Source organism: Streptomyces sp. NPDC056061 (assembly GCF_042266885.1).
GTDB lineage: Bacteria > Actinomycetota > Actinomycetes > Streptomycetales > Streptomycetaceae > Streptomyces.
In genome coordinates this window covers 179,606-198,350 of sequence record NZ_JBHJWQ010000005.1, presented here as the reverse complement: position 1 = coordinate 198,350, position 18,745 = coordinate 179,606, and the positions used below count along the sequence as shown (strand labels likewise).

The window sequence follows — 18,745 nt, the reverse complement described above, 5'->3', positions numbered from 1 at the left end:
CTGCCCCGGCACCGGCGGGCCGGAAGGGTCAGGTCCGCTCCCCCGGGGTTCCCTCCTTCCGCCGGTAGGCCGCGACGGCGACCACCAGGTCCTGCCAGGCCATCCCGCACGTCTTCACGACCAGCGGGCGGTCGGTCGGGGCGACGGCCCGCGAGCCGATCAGGTCCGCCATGGTCACCAGGGAGCCCGGGGCAAGCGAGCCCTCGCGCATCGCCACCACGACGTCACCAGCCTCGCGGAGGGCGGTCTCCCGGCTCTCCACGAGGACCGTAGCGCGACCCATCAGCGCGCTGTCGATTTCCCGCACGGTCGGTTCATGCGAGCCGACCGCCAGCACCACCGCACCGTCGCGCACCAGACGCCCGTCGAACACCGGTTCACGGGCGGATGTCGCAGTGACGACGACATCCGCGCGACGTACCAGAGCCGCCGTTTCCGCGCCGTCCGCCGATGTATGCCGGTCCGCCCATCCAGGTACGGGGCCCCCGCGCCGGGTGACGGCCGTGACGTCGGCCACCGGAACGTGGGCCCGTAGCGTGGTGACGTGCCCCTCCCCCTGGGGGCCCGCACCGAAGACCACCAGACGCAGTCCTCCGCAGGCGTCTGCGAGCCCGCACAGCTGATCCAGGCAGGCCGCGACCGAGACGGCGGGGGTCCGCAGGGTCGTCAGTGCCACCCCGTCCAGGAGCGCCACCGGGGTCAGGGTCGCGCTGTCGTGCAGCAGATAGGTGGCGTTGATCCGCCGCAGCCTGCGCGCGGCGTTGCCGGGCGCGACGGTGGCGATCTTCACACCGAACCAGCCACCGGATTCCGAGGGCATGAGCAGTCCCTGACCATGGGCCAGCGGAATGATCGCGCGCGGTACGTCGCCGTCCGGGTCGAGCCCCCTGGCCAGTGCTTCCCGGACTGCGGCGACGGCGCCGACCGGGCCGAGCGCGAACACGTCCTCCTCGTCGAGCATTGTCGTCATCGCAGCACGAAGCCCGGCAGGAGGGTGTCGTCGGGGTCGACGGTGAAGCGGCAGGTCCCGGTGGCGTACGCCGTGCCCGTCACCGCCGGGACGACCGCGGGGAAGCCGTGGGCGGTGGTCAGGTCGGCGATCCGGGCGCGGAAGACGGATCCCACCACTGACTCGTGCCGCAGTTCGTCACCGGGGTGCAGTTGTCTGGCGTCGGCGAGCAGCGCGACCCGTGCGGCAGTGCCCGAGCCGCACGGGGAGCGGTCGACCTCACCGTCCGCGAACACCGTGACGTTGCGGTGGTGCAACCGCCGGGTGCCGTCGGGCCGTCGGGCCGGTGCGGCGGCCTCTTCGGTGAACACCGTCCCGTAGACGCCGGACAGCCGGGGATCCTGCGGGTGTTCGGCGGCGCCGATGGCGTTGAGCGCGTCGCGGATCTCGCGGCCCGCCGCGATGAGCTGGGGGATGTCTTCCGGCCGGACCCGCAGCCCGAACCGCTCCACCGGAAGCACGGCGTACATGGCGCCGCCGAAGGCGATGTCGACGGCGACGGTTCCGCGCGAGGTTGCCACCTCGACGCCGCGCGCGTGGACGTAGCCGGGGACGTTGATGAATGTCACGTCCGCGACCCGGCCGCCGACGGTGCGCACGCTCGCCGTGACACGGCCGGAGGGTACGTCGATCACGACGTCCGTCGTTCCGTCGGCGGACGCCGGGACCAGGCCCGAGGCGACCGCCCAGGCGCCGAGGGCGATCGTGCCGTGGCCGCAGGCTGTGGAGAAGCCGTCCTTGTGCCAGAAGAGGGCGCCGAAGTGGGCGCCGGTGTCGTCCGGCGGCACCAGGAAGGCCCCGTACATGTCGGCGTGGCCACGCGGTTCGCTGCACAGCAGGGCCCGCGTCCACTGGACCTCGCCGCTGGCCATGGCGGCCGTGCGCCGCTCGGCGACGGTGAGCCCGGCCCCGGTCACGGCCGGCGGGGCCTCGGGCACGATCCGGAACGGTTCGCCCCCGGTGTGCCAGTCCACCGTTTCGATCGGCGCGGTGCCCAGCGGCCCGCGCGCCACCGCCGTCTCCGGCTTCTCCGCCCTCCCGTGCCCCTCCGAAGTGTCAGCCGCCTTCGGCTTTTCCCGTGTCACCGGCATCACGTTTTCCCGTGTCACCCGTATCACGCTCCCTTATCTCTCGACATGCCGTGGGCCGGTCCGCCAGGTGGCGTCCGGACAGGTGGGCGCGATGGACCGGACGCCGCACGGGCGGCCGGCCCATCGCGCGGTCGCTCAATCGGTCACACAGTGAACCCCGCCGGGTAGGGGTCCGTGGGATCGAGCAGGTACTGCGCGGTCCCGGTGATCCAGGCGCGGCCGGTTACGGAAGGCAGTACGGCGGGCCGGCCGCCGACCGTGGTCGCTGCCAGGATCCGGCCGGTGAAGCGGGAGCCGATGAGGGACTCGTTGACGAAGTCCCGCCCGGTTGGCAGCAGCCCCCGCGCGTGCAGTTGGGCCATCCGGGCGCTGGTTCCCGTCCCGCAGGGCGAGCGGTCGAACCACCCGGGGTGGATCGCCATGGCGTGCCGCGAGTGCTCGGCAGTCGAACCGGGCGCCTCCAGATAGACGTGGTGACAAACGTCTATGGAGGGATCCTCCGGATGCGCCACCGGATTCTGCGTGTTGATCGCCTCCATGACGGCCAGGCCGGCGTCGAGCAGCCGACGCTTCTCCTCCCGGTCGAAGGGGATGCCGAGGTCCTCGGTGCGCACGATGGCGTAGAAGTTGCCGCCGTAGGCGATGTCGTAGCGGACCGGGCCGAAGCCCTCGACCTCGACGACCTGGTCCAGCCCGTGACTGTAGGACGCGACGTTCTCCAGGGTGACCGACTCGGCGCGACCGTCCCGCACAGCGACCCGTGCCGTGACCAGCCCGGCAGGCGTGTCCAGGCGGATGAGGGTCTCCGGCTCGACCACCTCGACCATGCCCGTCTCCACGAGCACCGTCGCCACGCCGATCGTGCCGTGCCCGCACATGGGCAGGCAGCCGGAGACCTCGATGTACAGGACGCCGAAGTCGGCGTCGGGCCGGGTCGGGGGCTGGAGTATCGCTCCGGACATGGCCGCGTGCCCGCGCGGCTCGCACATGAGCAGGGTGCGCAGCCGGTCGCGTTGCTCGATGAACAGCCGTCGCCGCTCGGCCATCGTCGCACCGGGCAGGACGCCGACCCCGCCCGTGACAACCCGGGTCGGCATCCCCTCGGTGTGCGAGTCGACGGCGTGGTAACAGGCGGCCGAACGCATGTCAGTTCACTCCGGCGTCGATGAGGGCCTGGGTGGCGGCGCGCACGAGGGCTTCGTTCTCCGGGGCCAGCGCCTGCCGGGGCGGACGGCAGGAGCCGCCGGTCCGGCCGATCATGTCCTGGCCGAGTTTGATGGCCTGCACGAACTCGGTGTTGCTGTCCCAGCGCAGCACGGAATGAAGCCGGCGGTAGAGGGGGAGCGCGGTGTCGAGGTCGCCTGCCAACGAGGCGTTGTAGAGGGCGAGGCAGGCGCGCGGGAAGATCTGGGGGTAGCCCGCGACCCAGCCCTTGGCTCCGGCGAGACCGACCTCCACGAGGGTGTCGTCGGTGCCGATCAGGAGGTCGAGCCCGGGGGCGAGCTCACTGATGGCATAGCACCGCCGGACGTCGCCGGAGAACTCCTTCACGCCCACGATGAAACCCTCGGCATGCAGCTTGGCCAGAAGCTCCGGGCGCAGGTCGACCTTGGTGTCGATGGGATTGTTGTAGGCGGTGACGGGAAGTCCGGCCGAGGCCACCATCCGGTAGTGCTCGAGTACGGCGCGGTCGTCAGCCCTGTAGGCGTTGGGCGGCAGGCACATGACGGCCTGGCAGCCGGCGTCCTTGGCGAACTGCGCGTGCCGCTTCGCCTCGACCGCGCCGTAGGCTCCAACGCCCGGCATGACGGTGAAGCCCTCGGGGGCGTTCGCGACGGCGGTCTCTACGACGCGGTCGCGTTCCTCGTAGGTCAGGGTCTGGTACTCGCCCAGCGAGCCGTTCGGGGCAACGCCGTGCAAGCCCTGTTCGGCGAGCCAGGCGACGTTGTCCCCGTAGGCGCCGTAGTCGACGGCGAGGTCATGGCCGAACGGGAGGCTGGTCGCGACGATGACGCCGTGCCAGGGCATGCGGTTCTGGTTCATTTGAGCTCCTCAGGTGTGATCGGTGGTGGACTCGTCGAGACCGGCGAGCCCACCGAGGGTGACGGGGGTCGCGATCAGCCGTTCCGCTGGTGCGTACGGCTGTTCGCGGGCCACGAGACAGTGCACGGCGGGCCCGCACATCCGGCCCTGGCACCACCCCATGCCGGCCCTGGTCAACTGTTTGACTTGCCGGTGGTCGGATGCCGATCCGTCGGCGCAGGCGGACCGGACCGCCCCTGCGGTGACCTCTTCGCACCGGCAGACCAGCGTGTCGTCGGTCAGCCACGAGGACCAGGCCGTTGGCAGGGGGTGCGCCTGTGCCATCGCACGGGCGAAGGCACGGTGCCTGGCCACCGCGGCACGTTTCGCTGCCAGGCGCCGGACGTTCGGCAGGCCGGGCGCCCGGAGATCGGTGAGCACCGACACGGCGGCGATCGCGCCCTCGCTCACCGCGAGCACGGCCCCGCCCACGCCGCAGGTCTCGCCCGCCGCGTAGAGCCCGGGCACGCCGGTGCGCTGTCCGTCGTCGACGGCGGCGGCCATGGTGCCGTCGCCCGCGTCGGCGAGGTCGCAGCCGAGAGCGATGAGGAGGTCGAGCTGGGGCGCGAAGCCCCAGCCGACGCCCACGGTGTCGGCCTCGATCCGGCGCTCCGTACCCGGGAGCGGACTGCCCTCGGCATCCAGGGAGGCGACGCGCACCATGGCGACCCTCCCGTCTCCTTCGGCGCCGACGACCGCGGTGCGGGTACGGACCGGGACGCGGTGCCGGGCGAGCGTGCTCGCGTACCGCGCGGCCTCAACCCACTTGGCGGGGTTGCGCAACAGCGGTACGGGGTGTCGCAGCCAGGCCGAGGGCGCAGCCGCCTCGCACACGGCGGCGACCTCGGCCCCGCGTGCGGCGAGGGCCGCGGCGACCGGCAGCAGGAAGGGCCCCGTGCCGCCGAGCACCACCCGGCGGCCGGCGGCGACTCCCCCGCCCTTGAGCAGCGACTGGAGACCCCCGATGGTGAGCACGCCGGGCAGGTCCCAGCCGGGGAAGGGAAGTTGGCGGTCGTAGGCGCCGGTCGCCACCAGCAGTGCTGGTGCGCGCAGCACTACGGCGGTCTCCTCGGGCGCCCGGCTCCGGTCCATGGCATGGACGGCGAACCCGTCGCCCTCACGGGCCGCGGTCCACACGTGGTGGTTCAACAGCAGCGTGAGCCGACCGGTGCGCGCGTGGGCGGACAGTGTCGCGCACAGCGCCCGGTACGTGGGCAGTCCGTGGTGCAGATCCGTGGTCGGGATGGCGTGGCGCGCCTGTTGCGGGGGGTGGCGCCAGAACTGGCCGCCCAGGGCGGCGCCCGAGTCGACGAGAAGGACACGCAATCCGCCGCCCAGTGCGGTGGCGGCAGCCGCCATGCCGGCCGGGCCGGCGCCCACCACCACAAGGTCACCGGATTCACTCATCGTCGCCCTCCCCGGTCGTGACGGCCATGCCCGTGCGGGCCTGCACGAGGCAGGCGCGTTGCCCGCCCGTTCCGTCGATGGTCACCAGACAGTCGAAACAGACGCCGATCCCGCAGAAGACCCCGCGGGGCCGCTGTCCGAGCCGGGTGGCCCTCCAGGCGACCCGGCCCGAGGCGACGAGTGCGGCGGCCAGGGTCTGTCCTGGTACGAACGGCAGCGGTTCGCCGTCCACGGTGAACTCGCTCACTTCGGCATGCCTCCAGTGGTGAGGAATCGGTCGGGCAGGAGGCCGGTGTGGGCGGCCGGATCGGCGCCCCGCCAGGGGCGGCCGAGCAGATGAGCGGTGACCAGAGCGCCGGTTCCCGGAGCGAGACCGATACCGGCGCCCTCGTGGCCGCACGCGTGGACGACGCCGGGCACACGGGGGTCCGGACCGATGACCGGCAGGTGGTCCGGGCAGTACGGCCGGAAGCCCCGGTAGGCGCGGATCAGATGGGTGGCACGCAGGAACGGGAACAGACGGCACGCCTGGGCGGCGAGCGCGGCGACCACGGCCGGGTTCATGGCGGTGTCGAAGCCGACGCGCTCGCGGCTGGCGCCGATCAGAATGGTTCCCGCCCTGGTGCCCTCGACGACGCACGAGGTCTCCAGCCCCGCGTCGCAGGAGGCGACGTTGGCGACGTAGTCGGCGGAGTAGACCTTGTGCCGGATCATGGGCGGCAACGGCTCGGTGACGAGGACGAAGCCCCGGCGCGGCAGGATCTCGACGGGGGTGCCGAGTCGGCGGCCGACTTCGCCGCCCCAGGTCCCCGCAGCGTTCACCACGGCGTCGGCGGCCAGCACGGTGCCGTCAGCGGTGCGGACTCCGGCAATCCGGCCGTCGGGTCCGGTGACTGCGGCGATGGCTTCGCCGGTGTGCACCCGTGCGCCGCGCCGGACCGCGGCGCGCAGCAGTCCGGCTGCCGCGAGGACGGGCTGTACCTGGGCGTCCTGCGGGTAGTGGACGCCGCCGGGAAGTCCGGACGCGATATGCGGTTCGAGATCGCTGACGCGTTCGACGGGTTCGGTGCATACGCCAACTGCCGCCTGGCTCGCGGCGAACGCGTGCAGAGCGGTGAGGGCGTCGGGTGTGCTCGCGACGACCAGGCCGCCCTTGGCTTCCAGTTCGACGGTGTCCGGGCCGAGTTCCTCGGCGGCCTCGTCCCACAGATCGCGGCTGAGCCGGGCCAGTTCCATTTCGGGTCCCGGTTCCTTGTCGGAGAGGAGTATGTTGCCCTCTCCCCGACTGGTCGTTCCGGCGCCGACGGGCCCCCGGTCGAGAACCGTGACGCCGAGGCCCGCCGCGGCGGCGTGGAACGCACACGCAGCGCCCACGATGCCCGCGCCCACGACGACAACTTTCATAGCCACCCCCTCAGTGCAATGTCACATGCCACAACTAGGCTATACATCGGAATGATCCGAAGACAACGCCGCCGACCGGGTGATCTTCGCCCAACGCCCGACGACGGCGCGCTGCCCACTGTGCACACAGGGAGATGAATCGTTGTGAACCTGACCGGACACTCGATCCTGGCCGGCCGTGACGCCCCCGGTACGGGGGCCGCCTGGCACGCGATCGCCGCCGCGACCGGCGAGCCGATCGGTCCTCCGCTCCGGGACGCGTCGGCGGAGCAGATCGCCGAGGCAGCCCGGCTCGCCGAGGCTGACGCCCGTGCCTTCCGCGCTCTGCCGACGGAGCGCCGGGCGGACTTCCTCGACGCCTGCGCGGAGGAGATCGAAGCGCTCGGCGACGCCCTTCTGGAACTTGCGGCCCACGAGACCGGGCTCTCCTCGGTCCGGCTGGCCGGTGAACGGGGGCGTACCTGCGGGCAACTGCGCCTGTTCGCCGACCTGGTCAGAAGTGGAACCGCGCTCGGTGCCAGGATCGACTCCGGGGCCTCCCGGACGGATGTACGGCTGCGCCGGATTCCCGTCGGTCCGGTAGCGGTGTTCGGCGCGAGCAACTTCCCGCTGGCGTTCTCGGTCGCGGGCGGAGACACCGTGTCCGCGCTGGCCGCCGGCTGCCCCGTGGTGGCCAAGGCACACCCGTCCCACCCGGGCACCAGCGAGGCGGTGGCCCGCGCCGTCACGACGGCCGCCGCGCGCACAGGTGTCCCGGCCGGTGTGTTCTCGCTACTGGTGGGCCGGGGCAACGAGGTCGGTCTCGCCCTGGTCGGTGATCCACGGATCGCTGCCGTGGGCTTCACCGGCTCCCGGGCCGGCGGGCTGGCGCTGGTCGCCGCCGCGCAGTCCCGCCCGGTGCCCGTCCCGGTCCACGCCGAGATGTCGGCGGTCAATCCCGTGATCGTGCTCGACGGGGCCCTCGCCGAGCCAGGACCGGCGGCCGAGGGATACGTGGCATCGCTGACCAACGGCTCGGGGCAGTTCTGCACGAACCCCGGCCTCCTGCTGCTGCCGGCCGGGCCGACGGGCGACGCCTTCCTCGCCGCCGTGGCTCGGGCCGTGGGGAGCACGGAGGGCCAGGTCATGCTCACCCCGGGAATCACCCGGGCGTACACAGAGGGGGTGCAGCGGTGGGCGGCTGTCGAAGGGGTGCGGGAGGTGGCCCGCGGCACAGCCGGGGACGGCCCGTACGCACCCGCCCCCGTGGTCCTCGAATGCGACGCGGCCACGTACACCGCGCACACGGATCTCACCGGCGAGGTCTTCGGCGCCGCGGGGCTCATCGTGCGCTGGACCGGGACGGAAGAACTCCTCTCCCTACTGGAGAATCTGGAGGGACAGCTGACAGCCACCCTGCAGGGAACTGACGCCGACCTGGCCACGGCCCTGCGACTGCTGCCCGTGCTGGAGGAGCGAGCGGGCCGCATCCTGTGGGGAGGCTGGCCCACCGGGGTCGAGGTCTGCCACGCGATGGTGCACGGGGGGCCGTGGCCCGCGACCAGTTCCCCCGGAACGACGAGCGTCGGCACCCTCGCCATCGAGCGCTGGCTGCGCCCGGTCTGCTACCAGTCCTTTCCCGGCCCCTTCCTGCCCCCCGAACTCCGCGACGACAACCCCCTGCAGGTCCCCCGCCTCATGAACGGCGCTCACCTGCCCCGGTAAGCCGGCAGACCGCCCGCGCCCGTCACCTGCATGCCCCGGCCCGGGCCCGTCCCGACAACTCATCGATCAGCCGGTCGTCGGGCCGCCCTTCGGTCACGTTGTGGTGCCGGCCGCGCTGGAGACGCCGCTGGAGACGTCACTCGCCGAGCCGGTCCGCGGCGAGTGACGCGCCGGGCGCGGTCGTACTCCGCGGACCGCACCCGGCGCGGGCGTCCGCCCCTGCCGTCCACCGGTCCAGGACCCGGCCCAGTCCGGCCGTCAGCCCGGACAGCAGCCCGACCAGCAGGGTGATCAGCACGATGACGGTCCCCATCAGGGCGAACCGCCCCTTGGCGAACCTCAGGTCTCTCCAGGCGACGAACACGGCTCGGTCTGCCCCTTCGACGTGGAATCGGTATGTCTCCACGATCGCTGCTGCCCCCTCGTCCGGGCATCCGGCGGCAGGCGGCACTTCGCGGATCGGAGGACAGCACACCGGTTGCAACTTTCGATGGAGGCCGTCTCGGGGTCTGTTTTCGTAGGCTGTACACACTGTGACCGTCTCCGCCCCTGTTTCCGCCCTGACCCCGACCAGCCGGGTGCTGGCCTGGTGCCTGCACCTGCTGTTTTTCGGCCTGCTCGCCCTGGCCACCGGCCGGGCCGTGACCGATGGCCTGCCACACGCCGGGATGACCACCGCGGCTGCCGCGGCATGCGGCCTGGTGTATGCGGCCGGGCCGCTGCTGCCCAGAGTGCGTGCCTCACGCCGTGCCGCGGCGGTGTGGCTGGCGTGCACGGGCGTCGGCTGGCTACTGCTGCTGTCCCTGTCCGCCGACGCCGTATGGGTCGCTTTCCCTCTGTACTTCCTCCAGCTCCACCTGCTGTCGCGCTGGGCGGGCCCGGCCGCGGTCGCGGCCACCGCACTCGCCGCGATCACCGCCTTCGCCGCCCACCAGCACTCCTTCAGTCTCACCATGGCGATCGGCCCGGCCCTGGGTGGCGCCGTGGCCGTCGCGGTGGTGCGGGGGTACCAGGCCCTGTACCGCGAGAGCGAACAGCGCCGCCGACTGATCGAGGAACTCACCGCGACCCGCGCCGACCTCGCCCAGGCCCAGCACACCGCCGGGGTATTCGCCGAACGCGAACGCCTGGCCCGCGAGATCCATGACACCCTCGCCCAGGGGCTCTCCAGCATCCAGCTGCTGCTGCGCGCCGCCGAACGTGCCCTGCCCGCAAAACCCGAGGCCGCCACCCGTTACGTCGGCCAGGCCCGCCAGGCCGCCGTGGACAACCTCGCCGAGGCACGCCGCTTCGTCGCAGCCCTCACCCCGCCCGCCCTGGAGGACAGCAGCCTGGCCGGCGCCCTGGAACGCCTCTGCACCACCACCTCCGCCCGTCACCGGATCATCGCCCGCTTCCACCTCACCGGCACTCCCCTGCCGCTGCCCACCGCCTACGAGGTCGCGCTGCTGCGGATCACCCAGTCCGCCCTGGCCAATACCGTCCGCCACGCCCACGCCGCCACCGCCGAGGTCACCCTCAGCTATCTCGGCGACCATGTCGCCGTGGACATCGTCGACGACGGCTCCGGATTCGACCCCGCCCGGCTGCCGGCCCCGGCCCAGGACGGCGGCTTCGGACTCGCCTCGATGCGCGCCCGCATGCGCGCCCTCGGCGGCACCCTCACCGTCGAATCCGCCGTCGGCCAGGGCACCGCCCTGGCCGCCCAGCTCCCCCTCCCCCCGCCCGCCGACAGCGAACCCGAGGCCCGCCTGTGACCGACACCCCCATCCGCCTGCTCCTGGCCGACGACCACCCGGTGGTGCGAGCCGGACTCCGCGCCGTGCTGGAGACCGAACCCGGCCTCATCGTGGTGGCCGAGGCGGCCACCGCCCAGGACGCCATCAGCCGCGCGGCCGAAGGAGACATCGACGTCGTCCTGATGGATCTACAGTTCGGCAAGGGCATGGGCGGCGCCGAGGCCACCGCCCGAATCACCGCACGACCGGGCGCCCCCCGCGTGTTGATCGTCACCACCTATGCCTCCGACGCCGACACTCTGCCCGCCATTGAGGCGGGCGCCACCGGCTATCTCCTCAAGGACGCCCCGCCCGAAGACCTGGCCGCCGCCGTACGCACCGCCGCCGCCGGACGCACCACGCTGGCCCCCGCCGTTGCCGTCCGCCTCATGAACCGGCTCCGCGCCCCGGCCGCCTCCCTGACCCGGCGCGAGACCGAGGTCCTCGCGCTGGTGGCCGAGGGCCTGTCCAACCAGGCGATCGGCCAACGGCTCCACCTCACCGAGGGAACCGTCAAGTCCCATCTGGCCCGCGTCTACACCAAACTCGGCGTCGACTCCCGCACCGCCGCCGTGGCTACCGCCACCGACCTCGGCCTCATCCGCCGCTGACCGAACCGACCGCAAGCTGCGCCGTCGGGCGATGAGTGATCCTCGTCGCAGGTTCGACGGCCTCATGACTCGGCGACGAGCCGTCGGAGCAGGCCGAGGTCCACGTCACGCAGGCTGTGGGCGACAGTCCGACGCGGTGCTGCGGGGACGGGAGTGAGCGAGGGCACGGCCAGGACCGTGCAGCCGGCCGCCTCCGCGGAGGCGACGCCGGCCGGGGTGTCCTCCACGGCGACGCATGCGGTGGGGGTGGCACCGAGGGCGGCCAGAGCCGCCCGGTAGGGGTCGGGGAACGGCTTGGTGCGCGGGGTCTCCCCCGCGGCGAAGGAAGTGGCGAACCGGTGCCGCCCGAGAACGTCGAGGACGATGTCCACGACGGGCCGGGGCGAGGCCGAGACCAGGGCCGTGGCCACGCCCGCGGTGTGGACCGCCGCGAGGAGTTCCACGGCCCCCGGCAGGGGGACGACCTGCTCGCGTACCAGCCGCGTGAAGCGTCGTTCGAGGGACGCGGCGAGCCGCGCCTCCCCGGCCCGGCCGACCGCGCGGGAGGCGAGGTGGGCGGCGGTGTCCTCGATCGCGCGGCCGAGGACGAACGGGAGGTCCGCGTCCGCGAGGACGAGTCCCAGCCCGAGGGCCTCCTCCTCGACCGCCTGCCGCCAGAGCCGCTCGGTGTCGACGAGTGTGCCGTCCATGTCGAAGAGGACCGCCTGGAGATGGATGTGCACGGAGGCTCCCTGGAGATGGGTTCGGGTGGCCCGGCCTGCGGCCGGGCCCAGGGTCACGGACGGGCCCGGAGCCCGATCCGGAGGGTACGGATCTCGAACGGGCGCAGCGTGAGGTGGAGTGATGTGCTCCGCGGTGTGCTCGGCCGGGTGGGTGCCGCTCCGTCCAGAGGGCGTTCCAGGAGGTCGGTCTCGGTCACGGTGTCCCACGGGACGGCTGTGTTCAGCGTGGTCCGGGCGCGTCCGCCGTGGGCTTCGTAGAGCCTGACGACGAGGTCGCCGGAGCGGTCGTCGGCAAGCTTGACGGTCTCGATGACGACTGCCTCGTCGTCCGTGGTGACGAGGGGGGTCACCCCCGTCGCCCCGGGAACGGAGCGCTCCGGAAGGTTGAAGGCGTACCCCTCGCGTACGGCGTCGGCGATGTCGGCGCCGAGGACGAAGCCGTAACGCAACCGGTGTCCTCCCTGATCGGCGTCCGGGTCGGGGAAGCGGGGGGCCCGCAGCAGGGAGAGCCGGACGGTCGTGGTCGTACCGCCGTCCTCGCGTACGTCCCGGGTGACGTCGTGGCCGTAGGTGGAGTCGTTGACCAGGGCCGCACCCCAGCATCGCTCGCCGACGTGGAGGTACCGATGGGCACAGATCTCGAACTTCGCCGCGTCCCAGCTGGTGTTGGTGTGGGTGGGGCGCCGGACGTGGCCGAAGGGGATCTCGGCGGTCGAGTGGTCGGCCCGGATGTCCAGGGGAAAGGCCGCCTTGAGCAGGCTCTCCCGCTCGTGCCAGTCGATGTCGGTGTCGATGTCGAGGCGTCGCGAGCCCTCCCGCAGCGAGAGCAGCTGCCGGATGCGCGAACCGCCGAAGCCGCGCCGGACCTCCACGCCCCCGTCGACGGCGGTCACGTCGTCGGCGTCCGTGAGGTCGCGCACGGTGTTGCGGTAGAAGGCGTCGATGTCCCAGGCGTCGTACTCGTTGGGGAAGTCCTGGTGGAGTTGGAGCAGGTTGGCGACGGCGCCGGGAGGCAGGGCTTCGCGGCCGGCGGCGAGGTCGACGGCCGAGACCACGAGTCCGCGGTCGTCGATCACGAAACGCACCAGGCCGTTGTCGAGCACGTGGCCGCCCTCGTACGGCGCCGGGGTGACCGTGGGTGCGGGGTCCCCGGTGCGGAGTACGGCGCCGAAGGCGTCGATGCCGCCCCGGGCGAACGGAGCGCCGTTGAAGACGACCGTGCCGGGTCCGGGGCCGGCCAGCGTCCGCTGCGCGGCGTCGACGAGGCCGTCCAATTCGGTGCGGACCGCCGCGTAGGTCTCCTCCGCCTGCCGGTGCACCCAGGAGACGGAGGATCCGGGCAGGATGTCGTGGAACTGGTGCAGCAGCACCGTCTTCCAGAGCCGGTCGAGTGCGTCGTACGGATAGGGGACACCGGTGCGCACGGCTGCCGTCGCCGACCACAGTTCGGCCTCGCGCAGCAGGTGCTCGCTGCGCCGGTTGCCCTGCTTGGTACGCAGCTGGCTGGTCAGCGTGCCCCGGTGGAACTCCAGGTAGAGCTCGCCCAGCCACACCGGGGCGTCGGGGTACTCCGCGTGGGCGCGGGCGAAGAAGTCGGCCGGCCGCTCGATGACGACCTGGGGGGAACCCTCCAGGTCGGCCAGTCGCTCGGCGCGGGCGAGCATCTCGCGGGTCGGCCCGCCACCGCCGTCGCCGTACCCGAAGGGCAGGAGGGAGTGGTTGGCCGGGCCCTTGTCCTGGAAGTTGCGTACGCCGTGGGCGAGTTCCGCTCCGGTCAGCTCGCTGTTGTACGTGTCCGCCGGCGGGAAGTGCGTGAAGATGCGAGTGCCGTCGATGCCCTCCCACCAGAACGTGTGGTGGGGAAACTTGTTGGTGGTGTTCCAGGAGATCTTCTGGGTGAGGAACCAGCGCACGCCCGCCAGTTTCATCAGCTGGGGCATCGCCGCGTTGTAACCGAAGGTGTCGGGCAGCCACATCTCCTCGGTCTCGACGCCGAACTCCTCGGCATAGAACCGCTTGCCGTGGATCAGCTGGCGAGCGAGGGACTCCCCGCCGGTGATGTTGGTGTCGGGTTCCACCCACAGGCTGCCCACGGGCAGGAACTGGCCCGCACGTGCCTTCCGGCGCACGCGTGCGTAGACATCCGGGCGCTGGTCCTTCAGCCAGGCCAGTTGCTGGGCCTGGGACATGGCGAAACGGAATTCCGGGTGGTCGTCCATCAGATGGGTGACGTTGGAGAGGGTCCTGGTGACCTTGCGCACGCTTTCGCGCAGCGGCCACAGCCAGGCGGTGTCGATGTGCGCGTGGCCGATCGCGGAGACCCGGTGGGCGCTGCCGACGGCGGGCGCGGCCAGGGCGGGGCGGAGCACCTCCCTGGCGACGGCCGCGGTTCCGGAGACGTCCTGCACGTCCACGGCGTCGAGGGCTCGTTCGACGGCGTGGAGGATCTGCCATCGGCGCTCGGAGCCTTCGGGCAGCTCGTGCATCAGCTGCCCCAGGACGTCCAGGTCCTGGGCGAGTTCCCACACCTCCCGGTCGAAGACGGCCAGCTCTGCTCGGCGGAGTCGGTAGAGCGGATCCCCGGTGGCATCGCCGCCCGTCAGCCAGGGGGGCCGGTCCCCCGCCCGCGTCGGTGCGTGGTGCGGTTCACCGGGAAGGGGGACGGTGGGGTTGGCGGCGGCCTCGACGTAGTAGGTGAACTCTTCGCCTCCGGTCGCCGGGTCGCCGACGGGGATCCACGCGTTGCGCGGGTTGAGAGCCTTGACCACGGTGCCGTCCTGGCGGTGGACGAGGCCCTCGGTCGAGAAGCCGGGGCCGGTGACGTCGAAGCCGAGGTCGAGTACGGCCTCGACCCGCTGCCCCGCCCACTCCGGCGGAATCCGTCCGCTGATCCTGAACCAGCTGGTGGACCAGGCCGGTCCCCACCGGTGGCCGACCGTGACAGGTCGGTAGGGCGCGGTCAGTGCGTCCGGCACGGGCACGGGTTCGCCCGGGGCGTTCCAGGTCTCCACCTGGAGCGGCGTGGCGCGGGCGTGTACGGCCGGGCGGATGCGCTGGCCCAGCACGCGGTCGAGCCGCTGCTCGGTGAGGCGTCGGTTGCTGTGCATGGCGTGCTCCGTGAGACGGGGGCGGTCACTCCTCGGTGGGCCCGAGGTCGGGTGTGTCACGCAGGTGGACGTGGCGGGTGGTGGCGGCATGGAGTTCGAGGACGGTGATCTCGTTGGGTCCGGGTCCGAGGACGGGCGCGGGAACGTACAGGCTGCTCTGGGGTCCTCGGGACCAGTAGCGGCCCAGGGGGAAGCCGTTGATCCAGGTGACGCCCTTGGTCCAGCCGTCCAGGTGGAGGAAGGTGTCGGCGGGCTCGTCCACGGTGAAGGTGCCGCGGTGGAACGCCGGCCCCACCGGCCGCCGCGCGGGATCGGCGGTTCGGTGGACGAAGGTGTCGGGGCGGTCGAGAGGCAGGGCGCGGCTCCGCCAGGCGGCGGGCGGGTGCCCGTTGACCGTCGTGCGGCCGAGGAGGCCTTTTCGGTCGTGGAGCCCGGGTCCGTAGTTGACGCGGCCCTGGTTCTCCACGAGTACGGCGAGCCGGGCTCCCGGGCGGGGCACGGTGAAGGCGAGGGCGTGTTCGTGGTTCTCGCGTTCCAGGACGCCGACCGGCTGGCCGTCGACGAAGACCTGGGCGCGGTCATGGACCCGCTCGACGTGCAGGACGGCCGGTCCGGGCGTGGGCAGGTCGGTCTCGTAGAGGACGAATCCGAAGGGGTGGCCGAGTTCCTCCATGGTCAGCGGGCGGTCGGCGGCCACGGGGGTGCCGAGGGTATCGGCCTGTTCCAGCAGGCCGGCCGTGCGGGTGAGTTCCACCGGCCCGAATGCGGCCTTGGGTGCGGCGGGCGGCAGGGGCTGCGCGGGGACGGGTGCGTGGCGGGCGATGACTTCGCGGAAGGCTTCGTACTTGGGGGTGGGGTCGCCGGCTTCGTCGAGGAGGGCGTCGTAGTCGTAGGAGGTGACGGTGGGACGGTAGGTGCCCTTGTCGTTGGCTCCGTTGGTGAAGCCGAAGTTGGTGCCTCCGTGGAACATGTAGATGTTGACGGAGGCGCCCGCGGCGAGCAGGCGGTCGAGGTCCGCGGCGGCGTCGGCCACGTCGCGGCGGGTGTGGATGCCGCCCCAGCGGTCGAACCAACCGATCCAGAACTCCGTGCACATCAGCGGGCCGTGCGGCCGGTGCTCGCGCAGGGCGGCGAGCCCGGCGGTGACGCGGCTGCCGAAGCTGGCGGTGGGCAGGACGCCGTCGAGGCTGCCTCGCGCGAGATCGGAGGGCTGGTCGCAGGTGAACAGGGGGAGGTCCACGCCGTGGCGGCGCAGCATGACGGCGAGTTCGGCCAGGTAGGCGGTGTCGTCGCCGTGGGCGCCGTACTCGTTCTCGACCTGGACGGCGAGGATCGGCCCGCCGTTGCTTCCCAGGTAGGGGTGGAGCGGGGGCAGCAGGGCGCCCAGGTACTCGTCGACCGCTCGCAGGAAGCGGGGATCGCGGCTGCGCAGGGTGAGATCGTCCTCGGCGAGCAGCCAGGAGGGCAGGCCACCGCCCTCCCATTCCGCGCAGATGTACGGGCCGGGTCTGAGCAGGACGTGCAGTTCTTCGGCGGCCGCGGTGTCGAGGAACCGGGGCAGGTCGAGACCTCCGTCGAGGTGGAACTCCCCGCGACGCGGGGCGTGCAGGTTCCACGGTACGTAGGTCTCGACCGTGTTGAGGCCCAGCAGCCGTGCCTTGCGGAGCCGGTCGGCCCATTGCTCCGGATGGACACGGAAGTAGTGCAGGGCTCCGGAGATGATGCGGAACGGTCGGGCGTCGAGACGGAAACCGTCGTCGGCGATCTCCAGTCGGGGCATGGCTGTGGTGCTCCTCAGGGGGTACGGATCCGGTTGGTTCAGCCGAGCGGTCGGCACAGCAGGGCGTCGGGAACGCCTCCGTGGTTCCACTTCCACGTGTAGGCGACGCCTGCGAGGTACTCGTCGTCGGCGCACTGGCCCTTGTAGTGGCCCGGGGCCCAGTCACTGCCGGTCGAGCCGCCGGTGGCGGGGCGGTTGTCACCGCGGTCGAACCAGAGCGTGCGGCCGGTGGTGGGCAGGGAGCCGGCCGCGGGGGCGCACAGGAGGGCCGCCATGGCGTTGTTGCGAACGCTGTAGCCGACGGCGAAGGTGTTGTCGGGGCACTGGAGCTTGTTGTATCCGGGCGCCCAGTCGCCCCCGGTGGCGTACCGCTCGTCGGTGACGACGGTCCAGGCGCCGTTGCCCTTCGTCGGCCCGCCGGCATCGGTGCACAGTCCTCGGCTGTCGCTGCGGCCGAGGCCGGTCAGCCGCTGGCTGTCCGGGCAGTTGCCCTTGCGGTTGCCCGGGGACCAGTCCGGCTTCGCCAGCATGGTGGTGGAGACGTTGTAGTCGGCGTAGTCCAGGTTGAGCATGTTCCAGCGGGGGGCGGGGGCGATCCGGCCGGTCCTGCCGGGGGCGTTGACGAGCTTGTTCCAGTCGGTGGCGCGCCAGTCGCCGGCGTCCATGACGCCGAGCCGTGTGCCGTCCGCGCTGTAGTTGACCATGGCCCAGGAGTCCTGCGGTGTGCCGTTCGTGTCGGTCCAGCCGACCAGGGGCCAGATGGCGAAGTCGGTGTCGTTCTTGACCAGGATGTCGGTGAAGTTGGCGAACCAGGCACGTTCCTTGGCGTCGATGTCGCCGCGGCCGGCGGCGCCGAACTCGCTGATCCACACAGGTGCGGTGAAGTGCTGGCCGGACCGGGTGACGAACAGGGCCTGGTCGTCGACGACCTGGGCGAGCTGTGCGGGGGTCAATTCCTCGTAGCGCGGGTCGTGCGTCTCGCCCATTCCGGTGGCACCGGTGTGGTTCGGGCCGGTGTAGCCGTAGAAGTGGGCCGCGTAGACGAGTTTGTCGGAGCGGATGAGGGTGTTGGACAGGGTGGCGACCGGGGTGAGTGTCGGGCGGCCGTGGGGGGTCAGGTCGGTCGGTATGCCCTGCCAGTTGATGCCCTCCATGATGACGAGCATGTCCGGGTTGGCCTGCAGGATCTTGTTGCCGGCTTCTTCCAGGGCCTTGTTGAGGTCGTGGTCGTCGCCCCAGCCCCAGTTGGCGTCGTTCCAGGTGTCCCGGCGGACCTCGTTGCGCAGATCGGCTCCGACGACCCGCTTGTCGGCCTGATAGCGCTTCGCCAGGAACACCCAGTCGTCGATCCACTGCTGGGTCGACTGGCCGCTGTTCCAGCGCTCGTTGCCGTCCAGGCCGCAGCAGAAGCGGTAGCTGGTGGTGTGGTTGTTGAGGATGACGGCGAAGCCGTCCGCGGTCAGGGCTGCGACGACGGCGTCGAGCACCTGCAACGGGGTCTTGCCCTTGAGCCGCGGGTTGGCGGCGACGGCCGAGTCCGGGACGGCGTTCGTGTCGTGGATGAGCGCGTTGGCGAACGGGAGCCTGATGCTGTTCAGGCCCAGGGCGTGGAAGTCGGCCAGGATCTGGGCCATCGGCTTCCGGTCGAGGCCGAGCGGGATGTTGTGCGACATCTGCCTCGCCTGATGGTTGGCGACGTCGCCGACGTCGCCGCTGCCCTGCCAGGTGCCCTGGGCGCCGGCCCAGTTGCCGGACTTGAGCTTGAACCGGTCGCCGTCGGCATCGACGACGTATCGGTCCCGGGTGGACAGCGGGGCGGTCCATGAGGCGGCGAGCTGTGCGCCGGTGCGGGCCGGGGGCGGCGGTGCCGTCCCCGTGTCCGCCGCGGCGGCGGTGGGGGTGAGGGTGCAGAGGAGGAGCGCGGACGACGTGGCGAGGGCCGCGGTCGCGCGTCGGAGCAGGGTGATGCGAGGTGTCACGGGGAAGCTCCTTGCGGGTGGGGGACGTGTGCCTGCCTTGTGCGTGGTGCGGAACGGTGCGGTGCGGAACG

Annotated in this window: 14 protein-coding genes and 1 pseudogene; 3 read left to right on the top strand and 12 right to left on the bottom strand. The window is 72.1% G+C overall.

From position 1 onward, the window contains the following. Window positions 1-28: 28 nt before the first annotated feature. The 7 genes from ACFC79_RS10840 to ACFC79_RS10810 form a co-directional block, all read right to left on the bottom strand. Window positions 29-970 (bottom strand): ornithine cyclodeaminase family protein, encoded by a 942-nt coding sequence (locus tag ACFC79_RS10840; protein WP_376237926.1) that lies wholly within the window; start codon window positions 968-970, stop codon window positions 29-31. After that, complete coding sequence (locus ACFC79_RS10835) at window positions 967-2,022, bottom strand: proline racemase family protein (protein WP_376238307.1); 1,056 nt, start codon at window positions 2,020-2,022, stop codon at window positions 967-969. The genes ACFC79_RS10840 and ACFC79_RS10835 overlap by 4 nt, the downstream gene beginning before the upstream one ends. A 221-nt stretch (window positions 2,023-2,243) precedes the next feature. Continuing rightward, entirely contained in the window at window positions 2,244-3,245 is a 1,002-nt protein-coding gene (locus ACFC79_RS10830; protein WP_376237923.1) for a proline racemase family protein, read from the bottom strand. A 1-nt stretch (window position 3,246) separates the two neighbouring features. Continuing rightward, window positions 3,247-4,143, bottom strand: a complete 897-nt coding sequence (locus ACFC79_RS10825) for a dihydrodipicolinate synthase family protein (protein WP_376237921.1) — start codon at window positions 4,141-4,143, stop codon at window positions 3,247-3,249. 9 nt (window positions 4,144-4,152) lie between these two features. Next, window positions 4,153-5,589 carry an NAD(P)/FAD-dependent oxidoreductase gene (locus ACFC79_RS10820; protein ID WP_376237918.1) on the bottom strand — a complete coding sequence of 479 codons (1,437 nt, stop codon included), beginning with the start codon at window positions 5,587-5,589 and terminating at the stop codon, window positions 4,153-4,155. After that, window positions 5,582-5,836 (bottom strand): (2Fe-2S)-binding protein, encoded by a 255-nt coding sequence (locus tag ACFC79_RS10815; RefSeq protein WP_351525409.1) that lies wholly within the window; start codon window positions 5,834-5,836, stop codon window positions 5,582-5,584. Before ACFC79_RS10815 ends, ACFC79_RS10820 begins: the two co-directional genes overlap by 8 nt. Continuing rightward, complete coding sequence (locus ACFC79_RS10810) at window positions 5,833-6,993, bottom strand: NAD(P)/FAD-dependent oxidoreductase (RefSeq protein WP_376238304.1); 1,161 nt, start codon at window positions 6,991-6,993, stop codon at window positions 5,833-5,835. The genes ACFC79_RS10815 and ACFC79_RS10810 overlap by 4 nt, the downstream gene beginning before the upstream one ends. A 144-nt stretch (window positions 6,994-7,137) precedes the next feature. On the opposite strand from ACFC79_RS10810, the gene ACFC79_RS10805 reads away from it, so the two are divergent. After that, window positions 7,138-8,697: an aldehyde dehydrogenase (NADP(+)) gene (locus ACFC79_RS10805; RefSeq protein WP_376237915.1), complete on the top strand. Its 1,560-nt coding sequence runs from the start codon at window positions 7,138-7,140 to the stop codon at window positions 8,695-8,697. 241 nt (window positions 8,698-8,938) lie between these two features. On the opposite strand, the pseudogene ACFC79_RS10800 reads toward ACFC79_RS10805, so the two are convergent. Then, window positions 8,939-9,061 (bottom strand): annotated as a pseudogene (locus ACFC79_RS10800) (ABC transporter permease); the annotation flags it as partial. A 169-nt stretch (window positions 9,062-9,230) separates the two neighbouring features. Between ACFC79_RS10800 and ACFC79_RS10795 the strand changes: the two are divergent. Together ACFC79_RS10795 and ACFC79_RS10790 are read left to right on the top strand one after the other, a co-directional pair. Beyond that, entirely contained in the window at window positions 9,231-10,454 is a 1,224-nt protein-coding gene (locus ACFC79_RS10795; RefSeq protein WP_376237913.1) for a sensor histidine kinase, read from the top strand. Further along, entirely contained in the window at window positions 10,451-11,086 is a 636-nt protein-coding gene (locus tag ACFC79_RS10790; protein ID WP_376237910.1) for a response regulator, read from the top strand. The genes ACFC79_RS10795 and ACFC79_RS10790 overlap by 4 nt, the downstream gene beginning before the upstream one ends. A gap of 62 nt (window positions 11,087-11,148) precedes the next feature. On the opposite strand, the gene ACFC79_RS10785 is transcribed toward ACFC79_RS10790, so the two are convergent. The 4 genes from ACFC79_RS10785 to ACFC79_RS10770 are packed head-to-tail and all read right to left on the bottom strand — an operon-like array spanning window position 11,149 to window position 18,674. Continuing rightward, window positions 11,149-11,808, bottom strand: a complete 660-nt coding sequence (locus tag ACFC79_RS10785; protein WP_376237908.1) for an HAD family hydrolase — start codon at window positions 11,806-11,808, stop codon at window positions 11,149-11,151. A gap of 53 nt (window positions 11,809-11,861) precedes the next feature. Next, complete coding sequence (locus tag ACFC79_RS10780; protein WP_376237905.1) at window positions 11,862-14,915, bottom strand: alpha-mannosidase; 3,054 nt, start codon at window positions 14,913-14,915, stop codon at window positions 11,862-11,864. 25 nt (window positions 14,916-14,940) lie between these two features. Beyond that, a complete protein-coding gene (locus tag ACFC79_RS10775; RefSeq protein WP_376237902.1) occupies window positions 14,941-16,695 on the bottom strand; it encodes a beta-galactosidase family protein in 1,755 nt (584 codons plus the stop codon). A gap of 38 nt (window positions 16,696-16,733) precedes the next feature. Further along, the gene (locus tag ACFC79_RS10770) at window positions 16,734-18,674 is read right to left on the bottom strand and encodes a cellulase family glycosylhydrolase (RefSeq protein WP_376237900.1); all 1,941 of its coding nucleotides are present in this window, start codon (window positions 18,672-18,674) and stop codon (window positions 16,734-16,736) included. Window positions 18,675-18,745 lie beyond the last annotated feature (71 nt).